The organism is Sporosarcina newyorkensis (genome assembly GCF_900167515.1).
GTDB classification, from domain to species: Bacteria; Bacillota; Bacilli; order Bacillales_A; family Planococcaceae; genus Sporosarcina; species Sporosarcina newyorkensis.
Genome location: NZ_FUYJ01000004.1, coordinates 17,971 through 35,027, shown reverse-complemented (window position 1 = coordinate 35,027; position 17,057 = coordinate 17,971). Strand labels below are relative to the sequence as shown.

17 protein-coding genes and 1 pseudogene are annotated in these 17,057 nt (G+C 41.2%); 9 read left to right on the top strand and 9 right to left on the bottom strand.

All coding sequences use genetic code 11. The features are described from left to right. Window positions 1–20: 20 nt before the first annotated feature. Window positions 21–257: a YneF family protein gene (locus B5D59_RS09110; RefSeq protein WP_009497271.1), complete on the top strand. Its 237-nt coding sequence runs from the start codon at window positions 21–23 to the stop codon at window positions 255–257. Between the two features lie 161 nt (window positions 258–418). On the opposite strand, the gene B5D59_RS09105 is transcribed toward B5D59_RS09110, so the two are convergent. Both B5D59_RS09105 and B5D59_RS09100 read right to left on the bottom strand, forming a co-directional pair. Then, entirely contained in the window at window positions 419–1,342 is a 924-nt protein-coding gene (locus B5D59_RS09105; protein WP_040758220.1) for an alpha/beta hydrolase, read from the bottom strand. A gap of 5 nt (window positions 1,343–1,347) precedes the next feature. Next, the gene (locus B5D59_RS09100) at window positions 1,348–2,262 is read right to left on the bottom strand and encodes a hydroxymethylglutaryl-CoA lyase (protein ID WP_176132545.1); all 915 of its coding nucleotides are present in this window, start codon (window positions 2,260–2,262) and stop codon (window positions 1,348–1,350) included. Window positions 2,263–2,389: 127 nt separating this feature from the next. Between B5D59_RS09100 and B5D59_RS09095 the strand changes: the two genes are divergently transcribed. From B5D59_RS09095 to B5D59_RS09085, 3 genes are all read left to right on the top strand, one after another. Next, window positions 2,390–2,647 carry a YqkE family protein gene (locus B5D59_RS09095; RefSeq protein ID WP_078817719.1) on the top strand — a complete coding sequence of 86 codons (258 nt, stop codon included), beginning with the start codon at window positions 2,390–2,392 and terminating at the stop codon, window positions 2,645–2,647. Window positions 2,648–2,750: 103 nt separating this feature from the next. Beyond that, window positions 2,751–3,176: a hypothetical protein gene (locus B5D59_RS09090; RefSeq protein WP_078817718.1), complete on the top strand. Its 426-nt coding sequence runs from the start codon at window positions 2,751–2,753 to the stop codon at window positions 3,174–3,176. Between the two features lie 61 nt (window positions 3,177–3,237). Beyond that, window positions 3,238–4,089, top strand: coding sequence for an STAS domain-containing protein (locus B5D59_RS09085; protein WP_078817717.1), 852 nt, complete (start codon window positions 3,238–3,240; stop codon window positions 4,087–4,089). Window positions 4,090–4,132: 43 nt separating this feature from the next. Here the strand turns inward: B5D59_RS09085 and serC are convergent, their stop codons facing one another. Beyond that, a complete protein-coding gene (serC, locus tag B5D59_RS09080; RefSeq protein ID WP_078817716.1) occupies window positions 4,133–5,230 on the bottom strand; it encodes a 3-phosphoserine/phosphohydroxythreonine transaminase in 1,098 nt (365 codons plus the stop codon). A gap of 213 nt (window positions 5,231–5,443) precedes the next feature. Between serC and ypfJ the strand changes: the two genes are divergently transcribed. Continuing rightward, window positions 5,444–6,286 (top strand): KPN_02809 family neutral zinc metallopeptidase, encoded by an 843-nt coding sequence (gene ypfJ / locus B5D59_RS09075; RefSeq protein WP_078817715.1) that lies wholly within the window; start codon window positions 5,444–5,446, stop codon window positions 6,284–6,286. 45 nt (window positions 6,287–6,331) lie between these two features. Here ypfJ and B5D59_RS09070 read toward each other — a convergent pair whose 3' ends face one another. From B5D59_RS09070 to B5D59_RS09060, 3 genes are all read right to left on the bottom strand, one after another. Continuing rightward, window positions 6,332–7,615 carry an L-lactate MFS transporter gene (locus B5D59_RS09070; RefSeq protein ID WP_078817714.1) on the bottom strand — a complete coding sequence of 428 codons (1,284 nt, stop codon included), beginning with the start codon at window positions 7,613–7,615 and terminating at the stop codon, window positions 6,332–6,334. 257 nt (window positions 7,616–7,872) lie between these two features. Further along, the gene (gene fdhD / locus B5D59_RS09065) at window positions 7,873–8,667 is read right to left on the bottom strand and encodes a formate dehydrogenase accessory sulfurtransferase FdhD (protein WP_078817713.1); all 795 of its coding nucleotides are present in this window, start codon (window positions 8,665–8,667) and stop codon (window positions 7,873–7,875) included. A gap of 15 nt (window positions 8,668–8,682) precedes the next feature. Further along, a complete protein-coding gene (locus tag B5D59_RS09060; RefSeq protein WP_078817712.1) occupies window positions 8,683–9,024 on the bottom strand; it encodes a Na-translocating system protein MpsC family protein in 342 nt (113 codons plus the stop codon). A 265-nt stretch (window positions 9,025–9,289) separates the two neighbouring features. On the opposite strand from B5D59_RS09060, the gene fdhF reads away from it, so the two are divergent. The 3 genes from fdhF to purU all read left to right on the top strand — a co-directional run bounded on the left by fdhF (window position 9,290) and on the right by purU (window position 13,998). Further along, a complete protein-coding gene (gene fdhF, locus B5D59_RS09055) occupies window positions 9,290–12,214 on the top strand; it encodes a formate dehydrogenase subunit alpha (protein ID WP_040758214.1) in 2,925 nt (974 codons plus the stop codon). A gap of 18 nt (window positions 12,215–12,232) precedes the next feature. Then, window positions 12,233–12,721, top strand: a complete 489-nt coding sequence (locus B5D59_RS09050) for a helical membrane plugin domain-containing protein (RefSeq protein WP_040758212.1) — start codon at window positions 12,233–12,235, stop codon at window positions 12,719–12,721. 386 nt (window positions 12,722–13,107) lie between these two features. After that, the gene (gene purU, locus B5D59_RS09045) at window positions 13,108–13,998 is read left to right on the top strand and encodes a formyltetrahydrofolate deformylase (protein ID WP_050804657.1); all 891 of its coding nucleotides are present in this window, start codon (window positions 13,108–13,110) and stop codon (window positions 13,996–13,998) included. 63 nt (window positions 13,999–14,061) lie between these two features. On the opposite strand, the gene B5D59_RS18460 is transcribed toward purU, so the two are convergent. From B5D59_RS18460 to B5D59_RS18550, 3 genes and pseudogenes are all read right to left on the bottom strand, one after another. Next, complete coding sequence (locus tag B5D59_RS18460) at window positions 14,062–14,265, bottom strand: YitT family protein (protein ID WP_245799499.1); 204 nt, start codon at window positions 14,263–14,265, stop codon at window positions 14,062–14,064. 63 nt (window positions 14,266–14,328) lie between these two features. Further along, a pseudogene (locus tag B5D59_RS18455) lies at window positions 14,329–14,795 on the bottom strand (YitT family protein); the annotation flags it as partial. Continuing rightward, a complete protein-coding gene (locus tag B5D59_RS18550) occupies window positions 14,792–14,923 on the bottom strand; it encodes a hypothetical protein (RefSeq protein ID WP_281250660.1) in 132 nt (43 codons plus the stop codon). The gene B5D59_RS18550 and the pseudogene B5D59_RS18455, both read right to left, overlap by 4 nt. Window positions 14,924–15,087: 164 nt before the next feature. Here B5D59_RS18550 and B5D59_RS09035 point away from each other — a divergent pair, with 164 nt between their 5' ends. Then, the gene (locus B5D59_RS09035) at window positions 15,088–16,983 is read left to right on the top strand and encodes a PrkA family serine protein kinase (protein ID WP_009497237.1); all 1,896 of its coding nucleotides are present in this window, start codon (window positions 15,088–15,090) and stop codon (window positions 16,981–16,983) included. Window positions 16,984–17,057 lie beyond the last annotated feature (74 nt).

Sequence of the window (17,057 nt, the reverse complement as noted above, 5' to 3'; positions counted from 1 at the left end):
GTGAAGGAGGTATAGCAGCAATGAATTTAGTACTAGCGATTGTCTTAATCGTCGTCGCATTGATAGGCGGGGTAGCACTCGGCTTTTTCATCGCTCGTAAATATATGATGAATTATTTGAAGGAAAATCCACCGATCAATGAACAAATGCTACGTATGATGATGATGCAAATGGGACAAAAACCTTCACAAAAGAAAATTAATCAAATGATGGCTCAAATGAACAAAGTACAAGACAAGCCTGATAAAAAAAAATAAGCAAAAACTCCGTTGCTGGCTCTATGGCCCTCTTATACGGAGTTTTTTTATTTTTATTCAGCAGAAGACCACCTCAAAAGGTTGCGAGCTGAATGTAGTTTTATATTCTGCTCAGTGGATGTTCAAACGACCACTGAATGAAGAGAAAGATTCAAGTTCGGTCAAGAAAGTCGGAAACGATTCAGGAATGTCTGGACAACACGCAAGTATTCTTCAGGATTGTCATTATAAGATTTCGCATGTGCACCTTTTTCAAATAGTTTCATCATTTTATCGCCCTTTTTTAACGCATACAGTTCTTCCGTCATATGAGGGAGGATAAATTTATCTTCTAAACTGTGTATAAATAACACGGGTTTATCGATATATTTCATGACTTCTCGAGGCGATACTGCAGCCGATGTGTAACCGTCGCGTATTTTTAAGAATAGGTTGGCAATACGCAAACTCATCGCTGTTTTAAGAGGTAATTCCGTTCGAATGATATGCAATAGCTGTTCAGAGAAATCTGAGAAAGGGCAATCGGAGATATAGAAATCTGCCTCATCCTCATAAGTCCCAGCGTATAAAAGAGTCGTTGCCGCACCCATGGATTCACCATGGATGCCGACCAATGCACGCTTGCCTACGCGCTTTCGTACAGCAGCTACTACTTCCTTTAAATCAATTTTTTCATAAAACCCAAAGCTAGTCGTCTTGCCTCCAGAATCGCCATGCCGTCGATGATCAAAAATCACTGAATTAAAACCGAGACGCTCAAAAAGTCGAGCATATTTTATGGAATTTACTTTGTTTTCAGTGACGCCGTGGCAAATTACGACAGTTCTCGTTGTGTCCAAAGGGCGTAAGAAGACTGCCCGTAAATTGTAGCCATTCGGCGAAGGGATCCAAATATCATCTTTCCGAACGGTTTCGTACCATTGTCGGTCAAAACGTTTTGCCAGCGTTTCCCGCTGCAAAATGAATTCGGAATCTTTTATTTTGAGATACATCATCCGGTTGGTTACCAAGATGCCAAAAACAGTAAAGATGGCCGTGAAAATGCTTGAGACAATACCTGTAATGTACATGACTCTCCGTTTCAACAAAATTACTCCTTTCTTTCTAACTGTTCCCTTTTATATAATTGATACATAGCCGTTTCAATTGGCCGTGAAAGATAGGGAGCTACTTCATCTACAGCTAAGCAAATTCCAGTCAAATCTATTCCTGTTTCGATGTGTAAAGACTGCAGCAAATATAAAACATCCTCAGTTGCTACATTACCTGTAGCTCCAGGAGAAAATGGACAGCCACCCAGCCCGCCCGCAGACGTATCAAAGCGGTCAACGCCTGCTTGTAGAGAAGCATAAATATTCGCGATACCCATTTTTCGCGTATCGTGAAAATGAGCAGTGATCAGTACTTCAGGGAACTGCGTTTTCAGATTACTGAATAATGAATGACTAGCCAACGGGTTCGCCATCCCATCTGTATCGGCCACACTCAATTCATCGACACCCATTTCAACAAATTGTCTACATAGCGCGACTGTTTGTTCAGGTCGTATGAAGCCCTCATACGGACAGTGAAACGCAGTCGAGATGCAGGCCCTGACATAATGCCCATCTTGCTTTACTTGCTGAATTAAAGGTCGTAGCGCAGTCACACTCTCGCTAGTGGAGCAATTAATATTCTTCTGATTGAATGTATCACTGACACCAACAAAGACAGCCAAACTTTCAGCACCGGCATTGATTGCAGCGTGAATACCTTTTTTATTGGGAGTCAGAACGAGCTGCCGGCCATTCTTCCTTACTCGCTGTACTATTTCTTGCGCATCCTTCATCTGCGGTACCCATTTCGGAGACACAAATGAGGTAAGTTCCATTTCCTTTATCCCAGCATCATGCAGCGCCTGGATAAAGGATAATTTCACTTCTGTCGGGATATTGTTTTTTTCATTTTGTAAACCATCTCGCGGTCCGACCTCGATTAGTGTAACGTTTTTTGGTAAACTAAACATAAACATCCCTCCCTTATCTTATTGTACGTAATAAAGAAGAAATAGGGCAATCCATAAACCTTAATAATTTTACAGCTGCGTAATAGCAAGTGCAAATTACATAAAAAAAGAGAAAGCAGGGTTAACTATGGCTAAAAAAAGAAATAACGTTCAACCGAAACAGCAAAAAGCGGATACAGAAGCAGTAGGCACATCCCTTTCCGACTTAGTGAGTGAAGACATGCTGGCGAAATTAAAAAGTGCCAAGCAAGAACTTACAGCAGCGGAGCAAACGAAAAAAGAGCAAGATAAAGAAAAGAGAATTCAAGAACGCAAAGAGCGTGAAAAGAATAAAAGCTTTGAAGAGCTACTTGAAGAATATGGTGACCAAGGAACTAAGTATTGAAAAGTAATATAAACTTGAGCAGTCTGCTGTATAATTAGTGTACAGGCACTGTTTAAATTATTTAGTGGGTTGATCTATAATCTTCTGTTTGAGGAGGCGTACTGTGAAATTCTTACACATTGTTTATGCTGATAAAAGCGAAATGAGGGGCCGCCGAACTTTAGGGAAAAGTCTTGGAGAAGTTCATCGAGCTCCAATTGAACACCCGATTGTAGACTGGATCAGGAAGAATTTAATCCCTGTCGCAGAGCAAGGGCAGATTCAGTATTTTGATTTTCCGAAAGAAAAAGTCGAACTTCTTAACAATTTATTGAATGAAGCTCATGCTGAGAAATCAAAAGATACACCGCGGCCTTGGAAGTATCTACCTATTCCTGATGATGAACATTATCCTTTTATGATCGCGCAATATGAAAAAGAGTACGGAACTATTTACTATGAGTCTTTATATAAATATGTCACTGCACTTGGAGTGATTTTGAATATTTTTGACTTTGAAAAAAACCGCTTACTCGTATTTATTCAATGAACAAATTCTTCTATAAAGGAGAAGTTAAAAGTATAACGAGAATAGCAGTGGGGGATATAGAATGAAAGAGATTGATGTTAAGCTGTATGAATACTTATTGTCTGAATTTCCAAATATAACTGAGTCGTGGCTTGCGATGAGAAAAGTGGAGGAAGGCTCCGTTTATTCTTTAAGCGCCAGTCAGTCAATGGAAGAGACGCTTCGGGAACAAAACAGATTAACCAATTTGACGGTTACCAGCAGTCTGTTGGATGACAAAGAAATATTTCTGAAAAATAAAAAACAGTGGGCAGCAGTAGTTGCACCGAGCAGGGTCAATAGTAAAACGCCAATTGAAGATGTATTAGATGCATTAAGCAAAGTACGCCTAACTTATTGGGGTGTAATTAAAGAATTTTACGTCGCTAATGAGGAAAGCATAACAATTGAAGATTATGTACGTTGGAGCGAGACAATTAACAGTGCGTTTGATCAGATTTATGTTGATTTTGCTGAGACATATAATAAATTTGTTAACAGTAGATTTGATATGCAGCAAAGTTTGATTAATGAATTGAGTTCTCCTGTAATTAAATTGACGGATCAGATTGGAGTCGTTCCATTGATTGGAGATATGGATGAACTGCGTGCTCAAATCATGTTAGAAAGCATACCAGAAAAATGTATGGAAACCAATATCCTTCATTTATTTATTGATTTATCAGGAGTATCAGTTATCGATACATTGGTTGCGCAACAGATTTATCAAATTACACAAGTGTTGGCTTTGCTTGGTACGAAGTCTACTATTACTGGAATTCGTCCAGAAATTGCGCAAGCATCGACAGAACTAGGTCTTGATTTTAGTAATGTCGAGACCTTCAGTTCTCTGCAACAAGCATTTTCAAAGGAATTTAGTGTAGTCCTCAATTAGAAAACCAGGTCACTCTTATATTAGAGTGCCTGGTTTTTTAGTATTATTGATTTTTCGCTTGAAAGTTTAACATGAATTGCTGTAATGCTTGGCAAGCTGCGAACGGCACTGCATTGTATGCAGAAGCACGGCATCCGCCTACGGAGCGGTGTCCATTCAGCCCGACGAAACCTGCCTCTTTTGCTTCCTGTAAAAATTGTTTTTCAAGCTGTTCATCAGCCAAACGGAATGTAATATTCATAAGTGAACGGCTGTCTTTTTCAGCATGTCCTGTATAAAATCCATTACTTTCATCGATGACGTCGTAGATTAGCGTAGCTTTCGCTTCATTATTTTTAGCGATTTGCTCAAGGCCGCCTTGCTGCTCCATCCAGCCTAAAACTTCACCTAACATATATATACCGAATGAAGGCGGAGTATTGTATAGTGAATTGTTTGTAGAATGCGTGCTGTATTTTAGGATAGCAGGAATTTCTACATTTGCATTTTCCAATAAATCTTTACGGATAATTGCAACTGTTACGCCGGAAGGACCGAGATTCTTTTGCGCCCCTGCATAGATCATGCCGAATTTGCTGACGTCTATAGGTCTTGAGAGAATATCACTCGACATATCCGCAATCAATGGAACATCTCCAGTGTCAGGAAACTCTTGGAATTGTGTACCGAAGATCGTGTTGTTGGATGTGATATGAACATATGCATCCTTGTCATCAAACTGGATGTCCGCAAGGGATGGTACTCTATTGTAGTTTGTTTCTTTAGTGGAAGCAGCTTCAAACACATCGCCGATTGTTTTACCTTCTTTTAATGCTTTGTCAGACCAAGCTCCTGACATAATGTAGCCGGCTTTTTTTCCGGAAGTAAGAAAGTTCATTGGAATCATAGCAAATTGAAGACTTGCTCCGCCTTGCAGCAAAAGAACTTCATAATTCTCAGGTATAGCGAAAAGTGATCTCAAGCGTTGGATTGCTTGATTATGTACTTCTTCATAAGCCGCGCTGCGGTGACTCATTTCCATAATGGACATTCCGGAATTTTTAAAATCCACTAGCTCTTTTTGTGCTTTCTCCAACACTTCACGTGGAAGAGCTGATGGACCCGCGTTGAAATTATATACAGACTTCTGACTAATCAACAAAATCACTCCTTCATAAATGTAAGACACTATTATAAAGTATATATGAAAAAATGAACATGTGAAATAGATAACAGTCAATTATCAATAATTTCATCATAATCTGGTGCAGCCGCCTTGTTTGTCTCCTTACCAACTTGGGTATGTTGAAATAAAGTGCAAGTACATGCTCATTAAGCCTTCCACTAAACTGGAAGAACGAGTGGAGGAGATGTCATGAAGACAGATGGACGAAGGAAAAGTTCCAATGTGGAGGATCGAAGAGGTAGAAGCGGTGGCGGCGCGATTGCATTAGGCGGTGGTGGCCTAGGTATCGTGGGAATCATCTTATTTTTATTGCTGGGTGGAAACCCGACTGATTTACTGGATAATGCATCCGTGTCTGAACCCGAGCAACCGTATGTTGAGACGGAACAAGATAAAGAATTGGCGGATTTTGTATCGGTCGTATTAGCCGATACGGAAGATATTTGGACAGAGCTATTCCAGCAACAAGACCTTCAATATGAAAATCCTACGCTTGTCCTCTATACCGGTCAAGTACAGACTGCATGCGGCTTTGGAAGTGCTGCGGCAGGTCCGTTCTATTGTCCAGGAGATCGTAAATTATATATTGATTTAGAGTTTTACGATGAATTGCAGAGTTCTTTCAAAGCTCCGGGAGATTTTGCGATGGCTTATGTTATAGCGCACGAAGTCGGTCATCATGTACAAACTTTACTTGGAATATCGGATCAAGTTATGCCTTTACGTCAAAAAATGAGTGAAACAGAATTCAATAAATACTTAGTAAGATTTGAATTACAAGCCGATTATTTTGCTGGCGTCTGGGCGCATCATGCACAAGGTCTTGGCTACTTGGAGCAAGGAGATTTACAGGAAGCGATTACCGCAGCTGGTGCGGTTGGAGACGACACGATCCAAAAACGTGCGAGAGGCTATGTAGTACCGGAAAGCTTTACGCACGGAACTGCAAAGCAGCGGATCTATTGGTTTGAACACGGATTTGAACTTGGCACCATCAAAGGCGGAGACACGTTTAGTGAAACGGAAAGATAAAATAGCGCATCTCATTCAGAATTCATGAATGAGATGCGCTTTTCATTATTTCGTAGCCGCTATTTGTGGAACTGCGGAGGGATCGATTCCAGCTTGTTCATTACGCAGTCGCTTCATGTCAACACGAATCAAAAGAGAGATTACAAATGCCACAACGAATAATCCGGCGAAAAATAATAAACTGCTTTCGTAACTGCCAGTCGTATCCTTCATCCAAGCCGCAAACATCGGGCCTGCTACTCCGGCAGCGGACCATGCTGTTAAAATATAGCCATGGATCGCTCCGAGTTGCTTCGTTCCAAAAATATCACCGATAAATGCCGGGATGGATGCGAAACCACCACCGTAACATGTATAGATGATTGCTAAAATCACTTGGAAAATGATCGCGTTTGTTGTAAATGGCAACACTGAGAATAATATAAGCTGAACGACAAAGAATGTAGTATAGGTATTCGGACGGCCAATATAGTCTGAGATTGCTGCCCAGCCCAGTCTTCCGGCCCCGTTAAATACTCCAAGTACTCCAACTAAAGCGGCTGCCTGAACGGTAGTCATTCCGATGCTATCAATCGCCAGCGGTTTAGCAGCAGACAGAATCGCAATTCCACAGGTGACATTAATAAATAACATGAACCATAAATAATAAAATCGCTTCGTTTTAATCGCTTCGTTCGCTGTTAGCTGTGCAAGATCTTTTTTGATTTCAGTTTTTCCAGAACGAACTTTTTCGATAAATCCAGGTGGTGCCCATCCTTCTTCAGGTTTTTCAAGATAAAGAGAAGAAAGCAACATGATGATAAAATAAGAGATTCCAAGAATATAAAAAGTGTTTTGCAGCCCCACATTGACAATTAAATATTCCATAATCGGACTGCTGACCGCAGCCGCGAAACCGAAGCCCATAATTGCCAGTCCAGTTGCTAAGCCTCTTCGGTCAGGGAACCATTTAACAAGTGTAGAAACAGGGGCTATATACCCGACACCCAACCCAATTCCACCGAGCATGCCGTAAGAAATATAAAGCAGCGGCAAAGAAGATAAACTAACTGCGAGACCGGCTCCGGTAACTCCGACACCAAAGAAAGTTGCTGCCAGCAACCCGGCTTTTCTAGGACCATACTTTTCTACGAAGTGTCCGAGAAAAGCAGCTGACAATCCTAGGAATAAAATAGCGATACTGAACGTCAGTTGTACTTGGCTTGTTGTCCAGCCGAATTCATCGATCAATGGATTGGTGAAGTTACTCCAAGCATAAACCGATCCAATGGAAATATGAATCCCAACTGCAGACAATGCGATCAGCCATCTGTTCTTTGTCTTTTTCATTCATAAACCTCCCTTTTTTACTGATAAATTCAGCGAGCGGTTTCTGTGATGTCTAATAAGCCACGTAACATGTGCAAGAGCCCAGTGTCTCGTTCTTTGTCGAAAAAGCTAATTTTACAGCTTTTCTGCCATGTTTATTACAGAGGTCTCTACAAATTTTTCATAGATAAAGAACGTGATTTGGGATTAAGCTGTATATTATTATCAATTCACATTATTGTCAATATTAATTTTTGTCCGCTCTTGAAAAAAGGTTTTTAATTATTTAAGACAATTCTTTCCGGATGTGTGTATAGGTTGAATGAATTTCCTCGGATAAAACCTACCGTAGTAATACCGAGTTCTTCGGCTAATGTCAGAGCCAACTCAGTTGGAGCCGACTTCGATAAAACGATTTCACAACCGATTTTTGCCACTTTCAATAAAATTTCGGATGAGATCCGCCCACTGAAAACAATAATTTTATTTCTTACGGAAATTTTATTTCTTAAACAGTGTCCGTAAATTTTATCTAAAGCATTATGCCTGCCGATATCCATTCTAGATAGCAATAAACGGTCTGGCGCGCAAAGGGCGGCATTATGGACGCCGCCTGTATGCCTGAACATGTCCGCTTGCTCTTCCATTTCGTTCATCAGCGAAAAGATTTGTTCGGTTGTTAACTGCACGGAGACACTGCTCATTTTTTTTGCGGTCAAAACGTCACTAGCAAAGACAAAGCCTTGTCTGCTCATACCACAACACGAAGTGATATAGCGCTTGTTCTGTAATTGCTCGAAAAAGGGATAGATAGTGTCTGTTTGCACATGAATAAAACCATTTTCTGTGTCCAAGTGAATATCTTTTATTTGCTCCCATTTCGGGACAATGCCTTCAGACGCTAAAAACCCCACCACCATATCCTCGATATACTCTGGTGTGCAGACAATCGTTGCGAATTCTTTTTCATTCAGCTTAATGGTAATTGCATATTCTACTGCCACCAGATCTTTTTTTTGAGTAAAATGCCCATTTTGAAAACGAATGATCGGCCGCTGATGTTGCTGTTCCATACTATTTTCCCCCTTTCAATCAATCGAACGATCAAATAAAAAAACCGATACAGCAATATCATCATCAATTTTAAAATCACTGAACAAGTGTAAAAATTTAGCTTCCATCAATTCTTCAAGCCCTTCGGGGGGGGCCTTTGCGTATACAGCTTGAATCATTCCTGTACGCGCCCTGTGAACCATTTCTTTTCCTTCAGGCGTGCTGGCGATAAATTTTTCTGTGGGAGTAAGATTTCCATAAAGCGTCGACACAGCCATATTGTCAACAAATATTGTATGAATTCTTTCGGGCCCTTTGCCGAATAGGTCTTTTCGTAACTTCCTGATAATATCATTGAACATGTGGATTTTTTTCATATTATTTCCTCGATTCATTTAGCAGAATAGTCTAACATTTTTATTACAGGCATTGTATTACATGCTATTTTACTTTATACTAAAGTAAGAATTGATGAGATTCTAGTACGTGATTGCTAGGTTCTTATCGCCTACATGTAATAGTAAGTATGGATTGGTTCTTTAGCAAGTCCTGTTAAGAAACTATTCCACCATGAAAATTGCCGCTTACGCCGGTTTTTTTCATGGTGGATTTTTATCTTTGTTTAAGAAAGGGGACGTGAATATGTCTATTTCAATTAACGGCAAGCCCTTTGACTTCGCAGAGGGGTCAACATTAATCCAAATTATAAATGCGAATAAAATAGAACATCCGCAAATATGTCATTTGCCAGAAGTGGATCCAATTGAAACTTGTGATACATGTATCGTGGAAGTAAACGGTGAATTAATGCGAGCCTGTTCTACAAAAGCAAGAGACGGTATGAATATAGAGCTGGCTTCACCGCGTGCAAAAGAAGCACAGACAGAAGCGATGGATCGGATACTCGAAAACCATTTACTGTATTGCACCGTATGTGACAACAATAATGGCAACTGCAAAGTGCACAATACAGTTGCACTGATGGAGGTCGAGCATCAAAAGTATCCTTACGAGCCAAAATGTTCAAAGGACGCAGTGGATTTCACCCATCCATTTTACCGGTATGATCCGAATCAATGTATCGCCTGCGGTCAATGTGTGGAAGTCTGCCAGAACTTGCAAGTTAACGAGACGTTATCAATTGACTGGGAACGGGATCGCCCAATTGTTCTTTGGGACGGCGGAGCAAAAATTAATGAGTCTTCATGCGTTGGCTGTGGACATTGTATAACAGTTTGTCCATGTAATGCTTTGATGGAAAAGACGATGCTCGGAGAAGCCGGCTTTATGACGAAAATGGATGACGAATTAATGGAACCAATGATTGACTTGATCAAAGATGTGGAGCCTGGCTATAGCAGCATTATGGCAGTATCCGATGTAGAGGCCGCAATGAGAGAGTCTAAAATCAAAAAAACGAAAACCGTCTGTACATTTTGCGGTGTCGGCTGTTCATATGAAGTATGGACGAAGGATCGTAAAATATTAAAGATCCAACCGGTTTCTGATGCGCCGGTGAATCAAATTTCCACATGTATCAAAGGGAAATTTGGTTGGGACTTCGTTAATAGCGAGGAACGGATTACATCGCCGCTCATTCGAAAAGGTGATGAGTTTGTCGAAGCTTCTTGGGAAGAAGCATTAGACTTGGTCGCCTCAAATTTAGGGGAAATCCGTAAGAAGTATGGCCGAGATGGTATTGGTGTGATTTCTTCTTCGAAAATTACCAATGAAGAAAACTATGTTATACAGAAATTTGCACGGCAAGTATTCAAGACGAATAATGTAGACAATTGCTCTCGTTATTGTCAGTCACCTGCGACAGACGGATTGTTCCGTACGGTCGGAATGGGTGGGGATGCAGGAACGATTAAAGATATTGCGGAAGCCGGACTTGTCATTATTGTCGGGGCAAATCCCGCAGAAGGTCATCCCGTTCTTGCTACGCGTGTCAAACGAGCACATAAATTGCATGGTCAAAAACTGATTGTCGCGGATCTTAGAAAGCATGAAATGGCGGAGCGCGCGGACATCTTCATGACGCCGCAGCAAGGAACAGACCAAGTGTGGTTGATGGCTGTTACGAAATATTTAATCGATCAAGGTTGGCACGATCAGAAATTTATTGATGAAAACGTCTTGCATTTTGAAGATTTTAAAGAAGTGCTCGACCGATATACTTTGGATTATGCTGTAGACGTAACCGGTATTTCGAAAGAAGTATTGATCAAAACAGCCGAAATGATCCGTGATGCAGATGGAACATGTATATTGTGGGGAATGGGTGTTACACAAAATACAGGTGGCTCTGATACATCAGCAGCGATCTCGAATTTGCTGCTCGCATCAGGAAATTATCGACGTCCGGGAGCAGGGGCTTATCCTTTGCGCGGTCATAATAACGTGCAAGGTGCATGCGACATGGGAAGTTTGCCAGGTTGGCTGCCGGGTTATCAGCATATTACAGATGACGCAGCGAGAGAAAAATTTGAACGTGCTTATGGCGTGGAAATAGAAGGCAAGCCAGGCCTTGATAATATTCAGATGCTTCATTCGATTGATGAAGGCGTTATGAAAGGTATGTATATTGTCGGAGAAGATATGGCACTTGTTGACTCCAATGCGAACTATGTGCACGATGTATTATCAAAGCTGGATTTCCTGGTAGTACAAGATATTTTCTTCTCACGAACAGCGCAATATGCCGATGTGATTTTACCGGCTGTTCCTTCACTTGAAAAGGACGGAACATTTACGAATACGGAACGACGTGTTCAGCGTCTATATAAAGCACTGCCGAATAAAGGTGACTCGCGTCAGGATTGGTGGATCATTCAAGAGGTAGCAAATCGTCTAGGCGCAAACTGGAATTATACGCATCCTAGCGATATTTTTGAAGAAATGACGAGCTTGAGCCCGATTTTCGCTCAAGCGTCTTATGAAGAGCTAGAAGGATGGGGAAGTTTCCTTTGGGGCAGCCTGGATGGGGAGAGTACACCTTTGTTATATACAGATGGATTTAATTTTCCGGATAAAAAAGCCCGTTTTGCTTTATCCGATTGGGTAGTGCCGGTTAAGTTCCCGGATGAATATGATCTTCATATTAATAACGGACGGATGTTGGAGCATTTCCATGAAGGGAATCTGACGAATAAATCAGAAGGAATTCAAGAGAAAGTTCCGAATATTTACGTTGAAGTATCACCAGAATTAGCGAAAGACCGCGGCGTGGTATCCGGTACATTTGTACGTCTCATTTCACCGTATGGTGCGTTGAAGCTACCGGCACTTGTCACAGATCGAGTACAGAAAAATGAGCTGTTCCTGCCGATGAACTCTGTAGAGAAAAAGTCTGCCATCAATTTTCTAACTGGTCCGGCAACCGATCAACGGACGAATACACCAGCTTACAAGCAGACAATGGTACGTATGGAAGTTTTACCTCAAGAAGGTGAGAATCCATTGCCGAAGAGCAATCACCGTGATAAGAAAAGGCATCCACAAAACGGAGTGGAAGTAGAGCGTAAGTGGAAAAGGCCGGGGTATGTGCAATTAACAGATCAATGAATCGGGAGGTGAATGGGAATGGCAACACCGATTACTTCTATTAAACGAACCGAACGGACGGAAATTGAAGTTCAAGAAGAAAAATTAGCTGAACTGCAAAAGTTACTAGCAGAGCAAGAAGATTCTATCCAGAAAATAATGGAAATCACCGGTGAATTGCATGATATCGGTGCCTTAGATGCTTTGCAAGCCATGCTTCAAGCAAAAGAAAAAATTGCAGGGATAGCGGTCGGTCAAGTGTCTAGAGAGCCGGTCACCAATATGTTGAATAACTTAATGGCTGCAGCCGGCACTCTAACTGCAATTGATCCGGCCACGATCCAAAAACTATCTCAAAGCGTGCAACGTGGTTTGCATGAAGCAGAGTTGGGTAATGGAGAAAACCAAAAAACCGGAGCCTTGCAATTAATGAAGTCCTTAAACGATCCCGACATCAACCGTGCCCTAACATTTGGCATGAACTTCCTTAAAGGAATGGGAAAAGGATTGAATGAACCAGCCGAATAACAAACCTTTGCGAAAAAGCGCCGAATCCTTCATACTGTAAAGAAGAGTCACGCTTCATTAGAATAGGTTTTCGAAAACTATACGAAGCAAAAACCTTCTCCAACTTTCTTTTATTAGATGGTTGGAGAAATTTATTGATTACAGGAAGTTGGATTGAAACCATTTACAAAGCTATACAACAACCTAGTTGATTTATCGTTGAGAGCAGCGACTTCAACGGGATTAGCGTGACAGGTGAGCCCTCCAGAAGCGACGAGGAGGCTAACCGCATGCCCCCGTGGAAAGCGTTCACTTGCAACGGAAATCAACGGTTTTCAGCAGCAATTCAACGTATCAAATCAACTTATCAAGTAGGAGATGGAGAATACATGTCAACAAGAAGTAGAATGTCAACACACCTAGCAGAACAATCATCTGCACTACAAAATATCGGAAGATTGCTCGTCCAATGCTCCGACAGACCCGGAATCGTTTCAGCGGTCTCTACATTTTTGCTGAATCATCAAGCAAACATCGTGGAATCCAGCCAATACTCGACCGACCCTGAAGGCGGAACGTTCTATCTTCGCATCGAATTCCATGCAGATAATCTCTTGGAGAAAAAGCAGGAATTAGAAAAAGACTTTCAAAAGATCGCCGATGCGTATGAGATGGAATATCGTTTTTCATACGCCGTAGAACTTAAACGCACAGCTATTTTCGTCTCGAAAGAACCTTACTGCTTGATGGAATTGCTCTGGGAGTGGCAAAATGGCGACTTAAACACGGACATTGTCGTCGTGATCAGTAATCATGAGGATGCACGAGAAATGGTCGAAGCGCTCGGAATTCCTTTTCACTACATTCCGGCGAATAAAGACATTCGTCAAGAAGTAGAGCAGCAGCAGATTCAGTTAATGGAAGAATACGACGTCGACGTCCTCGTGCTAGCGCGTTATATGCAAATATTAACACCGAACTTCGTCAGTCACTTCCCGAATCAAATCATTAATATCCACCATTCATTCTTACCTGCCTTCATCGGTGCCCGTCCTTACGAAAGAGCTTTCGGGCGAGGAGTAAAATTGATTGGCGCAACGTCACATTATGTCACAAACGATTTGGATGAAGGTCCGATTATTGAACAGGACATCGAACGCGTAGATCATCGTGATGACACAGTCCAATTAAAGAAAATTGGTCGCCAAATCGAAAGACGTGTTCTTGCGCGTGCTGTGAAATGGCATCTTGAAGATCGTATTATCGTTGAAAACAATAAAACGATTGTCTTCCATTAATAGATGAAACAACCTCTCCGGAATTTTTCGGAGAGGTTGTTTCTATTATATAGAAGGTACTTGTTAATGAATCGCCGATTTGAATGTGGCTCCATGCGTTTCTTGAGTATTCATGATGGTCAAAAATGCAGAGGGATCGATATCTTGTGCGATTTGCTTGAGCTTTGAAATCTCCAGTCTGGTCACCACAACATAGATGACATCTTTTTCATTGTCTGTATAGCCGCCTCGACCATGCAGCTTCGTAATACTTCTGCCCAGTCTCAATCGAATCGCTTCACCGAGTTCCTCATATTCATCAGAAATAATGATGACTGCTTTTGTCTCATCCAACCCTTGAATAACAATATCGATTGCTTTGGACGCGATATAGTAAGTAATGATCGAATACATCGCTTTCTCAGGACCAAGCACAAAACCAGCCCATGTAAAGATAAAGAGATTGAAGGACATAACAAATTCCCCGACGCTGTACGGAATCTTTTTCGTCAATAAAATCCCCAGAATCTCTGTACCATCCAAGGCTCCTCCATTCCGAATAATCATTCCAACACCTGCACCCAATAGTAATCCACCGAAAACAGAGCAAGCAACGGATCCGTGACGAACGGACCGATAGTCTTTAGCGGGAACTCCACAATTGCAAGTAACGCGATGGCAAACGATGAAGAAATGAAGAAGTTCCTCCCGATATGCTTGTAGCCGAAAAATAAAAACGGAAGGTTACAGATCAATATAAGAACTCCAAATGGTACGCCTGTCAAAAAGTTCAATATGAGTGCTATACCAATAATCACTCCATCAATGACGGAATTGGTATGAGAAATAAATCCAATGCGACAGCGGTCAGCACAACGCCAATTGATATAAACAAATATCTCCTGATCAAATGGCCGGCTGCTTCTTTTTTATGCTGCTTGTTCATAAAATTCCCCTTTTCCGTAACTTATACTTTCTATTTTAAAGGAATCTAAAAAAAGAACAAAGTATGAAATCAAGTAAATTTATTTTTCCTCGTTCCAACGATAAGAATCATTTTTCTTCTACGGGCATACGATAATACATCATAGCCTAATTGGAGGAGAGACGTTGGATATTATTAATCAATTGCATAATTATCGCAGAGAAGAAAATGAGTTGAAGTGGGAAGGGACGTTCAAGGAATACTTGGAATTATTGAAGGAACGTAAAGAAGTTGCGCAGACTGCTCATTCACGAATTTATGAGATGATCGAAAGTGCAGGAGTTGAAAAACAAAATGGACGGAAAGTCTATCAGTTTTTCAATGAAGAATTATTTGGTTTAGAAGAGTCAATTGAACGGCTGGTAGAAGAGTATTTTCATCCGGCAGCTAAACGTTTGGACGTTAAGAAGCGTGTACTATTATTGATGGGACCAGTCAGCGGGGGGAAATCGACGATCGTTACAATGCTTAAACGCGGGCTTGAGCAATATTCACGCACGAACGAAGGAGCTGTGTATGCGATCAAGGGCTGTCCGATGCACGAAGACCCACTGCATCTCATTCCAATGCCATTGCGTGATTCATTTTTTGAAGAATACGGTATACGGATTGAAGGAAGCCTATCCCCGTTGAATAGCTTGCGTCTTGAAGAGGAATATGATGGCAAGGTTGAAGATGTTATAATAGAAAGAATTTTATTATCCGAAGATAAAAGAGTAGGAATTGGTACGTTTACACCATCCGATCCTAAATCACAAGATATTGCGGACTTAACAGGAAGCATTGATTTCTCCACAATCGCAGAATTTGGTTCTGAATCCGACCCTCGAGCGTACCGGTTTGATGGTGAATTGAATAAAGCAAATCGAGGAATGATGGAATTCCAAGAGATGTTGAAGCTTGATGAAAAGTTCCTCTGGCATTTATTGTCTTTGACGCAGGAAGGAAACTTCAAAGCAGGACGTTTTGCGTTGATCAGTGCAGATGAATTAATTGTTGCGCATACGAATGAAACGGAGTATCGATCATTCATTAGCAATAAAAAGAATGAAGCATTACATTCTCGACTCATCGTCATTCCAATTCCATACAATCTAAAAGTGAGTGCGGAAGAAAAAATTTATCAGAAAATGATTCGTGAAAGCGATATGGCGCATGTCCACATTGCGCCTCATGCGTTGCGTGTTGCCGCGATTTTCTCTGTGTTGACTCGTTTGAAAGCTTCTAAAAAGCAAGGGATTGATCGCTTGAAGAAGCTGCGTCTTTACGATGGGCAGAGTGTAGAAGGCTTTAACGATGCGGACACAGAAGAATTGAAAAATGAATTTATGGATGAAGGAATGGATGGGGTCGACCCACGTTATGTGATCAACCGAATTTCCTCCGCCATTATTCGTAAAGAAGTACCTAGTATCAATGCGCTTGACGTACTGCGGTCATTGAAAGACGGATTCGATCAGCACGCGTCAATTTCTGCCGAAGATCGTGATACGTATATGAATTATATTTCTATGGCGCGTAAGGAATATGATGAAATTGCCAAAAAAGAAGTGCAAAAGGCATTTGTGTATTCTTACGAAGAGTCGGCTAAAACGCTGATGGATAACTATTTAGACAATGTTGAAGCCTATTGCAATAAAAATAAATTACGTGATCCATTAACTGGAGAAGAAGTAAATCCGGATGAAAAATTGATGCGCTCGCTTGAAGAGCAAATCGGTATTTCTGAGAATGCCAAAAAAGCATTCCGTGAAGAGATTTTAATTCGCATTTCCGCTTATGCAAGGAAGAATCAGCGCTTTGATTACCGTTCGCACGACCGCTTACGGGAGGCTATACAGAAGAAGCTGTTTGCTGATTTAAAAGACGTCGTCAAGATCACAACGACTTCTGCTACGCCAGACGAGACGCAGCTCAAGAAGATGAACGAGGTAGTGGCTCGACTGATTGATGAGCATGGGTATAATTCAGTTTCCGCCAATGAACTTTTGCGTTATGTAGGCAGTTTGCTGAATCGTTGACGAAAGAAACAAGGTCCCAGAAATAGGGACCTTGTTTTTTAGTCAATATTCAAACTTCTTCCGCATATGATAGG

Coding starts and splice junctions, on each gene's coding strand:
- B5D59_RS09110 (WP_009497271.1), top strand. CDS start 21: ATGAATTTAGTACTAGCGATTGTCTTAATCGTCGTCGCATTGATAGGC.
- B5D59_RS09100 (WP_176132545.1), bottom strand. CDS start 2,262: ATGTTTAGTTTACCAAAAAACGTTACACTAATCGAGGTCGGACCGCGA.
- B5D59_RS09095 (WP_078817719.1), top strand. CDS start 2,390: ATGGCTAAAAAAAGAAATAACGTTCAACCGAAACAGCAAAAAGCGGAT.
- B5D59_RS09085 (WP_078817717.1), top strand. CDS start 3,238: ATGAAAGAGATTGATGTTAAGCTGTATGAATACTTATTGTCTGAATTT.
- ypfJ (WP_078817715.1), top strand. CDS start 5,444: ATGAAGACAGATGGACGAAGGAAAAGTTCCAATGTGGAGGATCGAAGA.
- B5D59_RS09070 (WP_078817714.1), bottom strand. CDS start 7,615: ATGAAAAAGACAAAGAACAGATGGCTGATCGCATTGTCTGCAGTTGGG.
- fdhD (WP_078817713.1), bottom strand. CDS start 8,667: ATGGAACAGCAACATCAGCGGCCGATCATTCGTTTTCAAAATGGGCAT.
- B5D59_RS09060 (WP_078817712.1), bottom strand. CDS start 9,024: ATGAAAAAAATCCACATGTTCAATGATATTATCAGGAAGTTACGAAAA.
- fdhF (WP_040758214.1), top strand. CDS start 9,290: ATGTCTATTTCAATTAACGGCAAGCCCTTTGACTTCGCAGAGGGGTCA.
- B5D59_RS09050 (WP_040758212.1), top strand. CDS start 12,233: ATGGCAACACCGATTACTTCTATTAAACGAACCGAACGGACGGAAATT.
- purU (WP_050804657.1), top strand. CDS start 13,108: ATGTCAACACACCTAGCAGAACAATCATCTGCACTACAAAATATCGGA.
- B5D59_RS18550 (WP_281250660.1), bottom strand. CDS start 14,923: ATGAACAAGCAGCATAAAAAAGAAGCAGCCGGCCATTTGATCAGGAGA.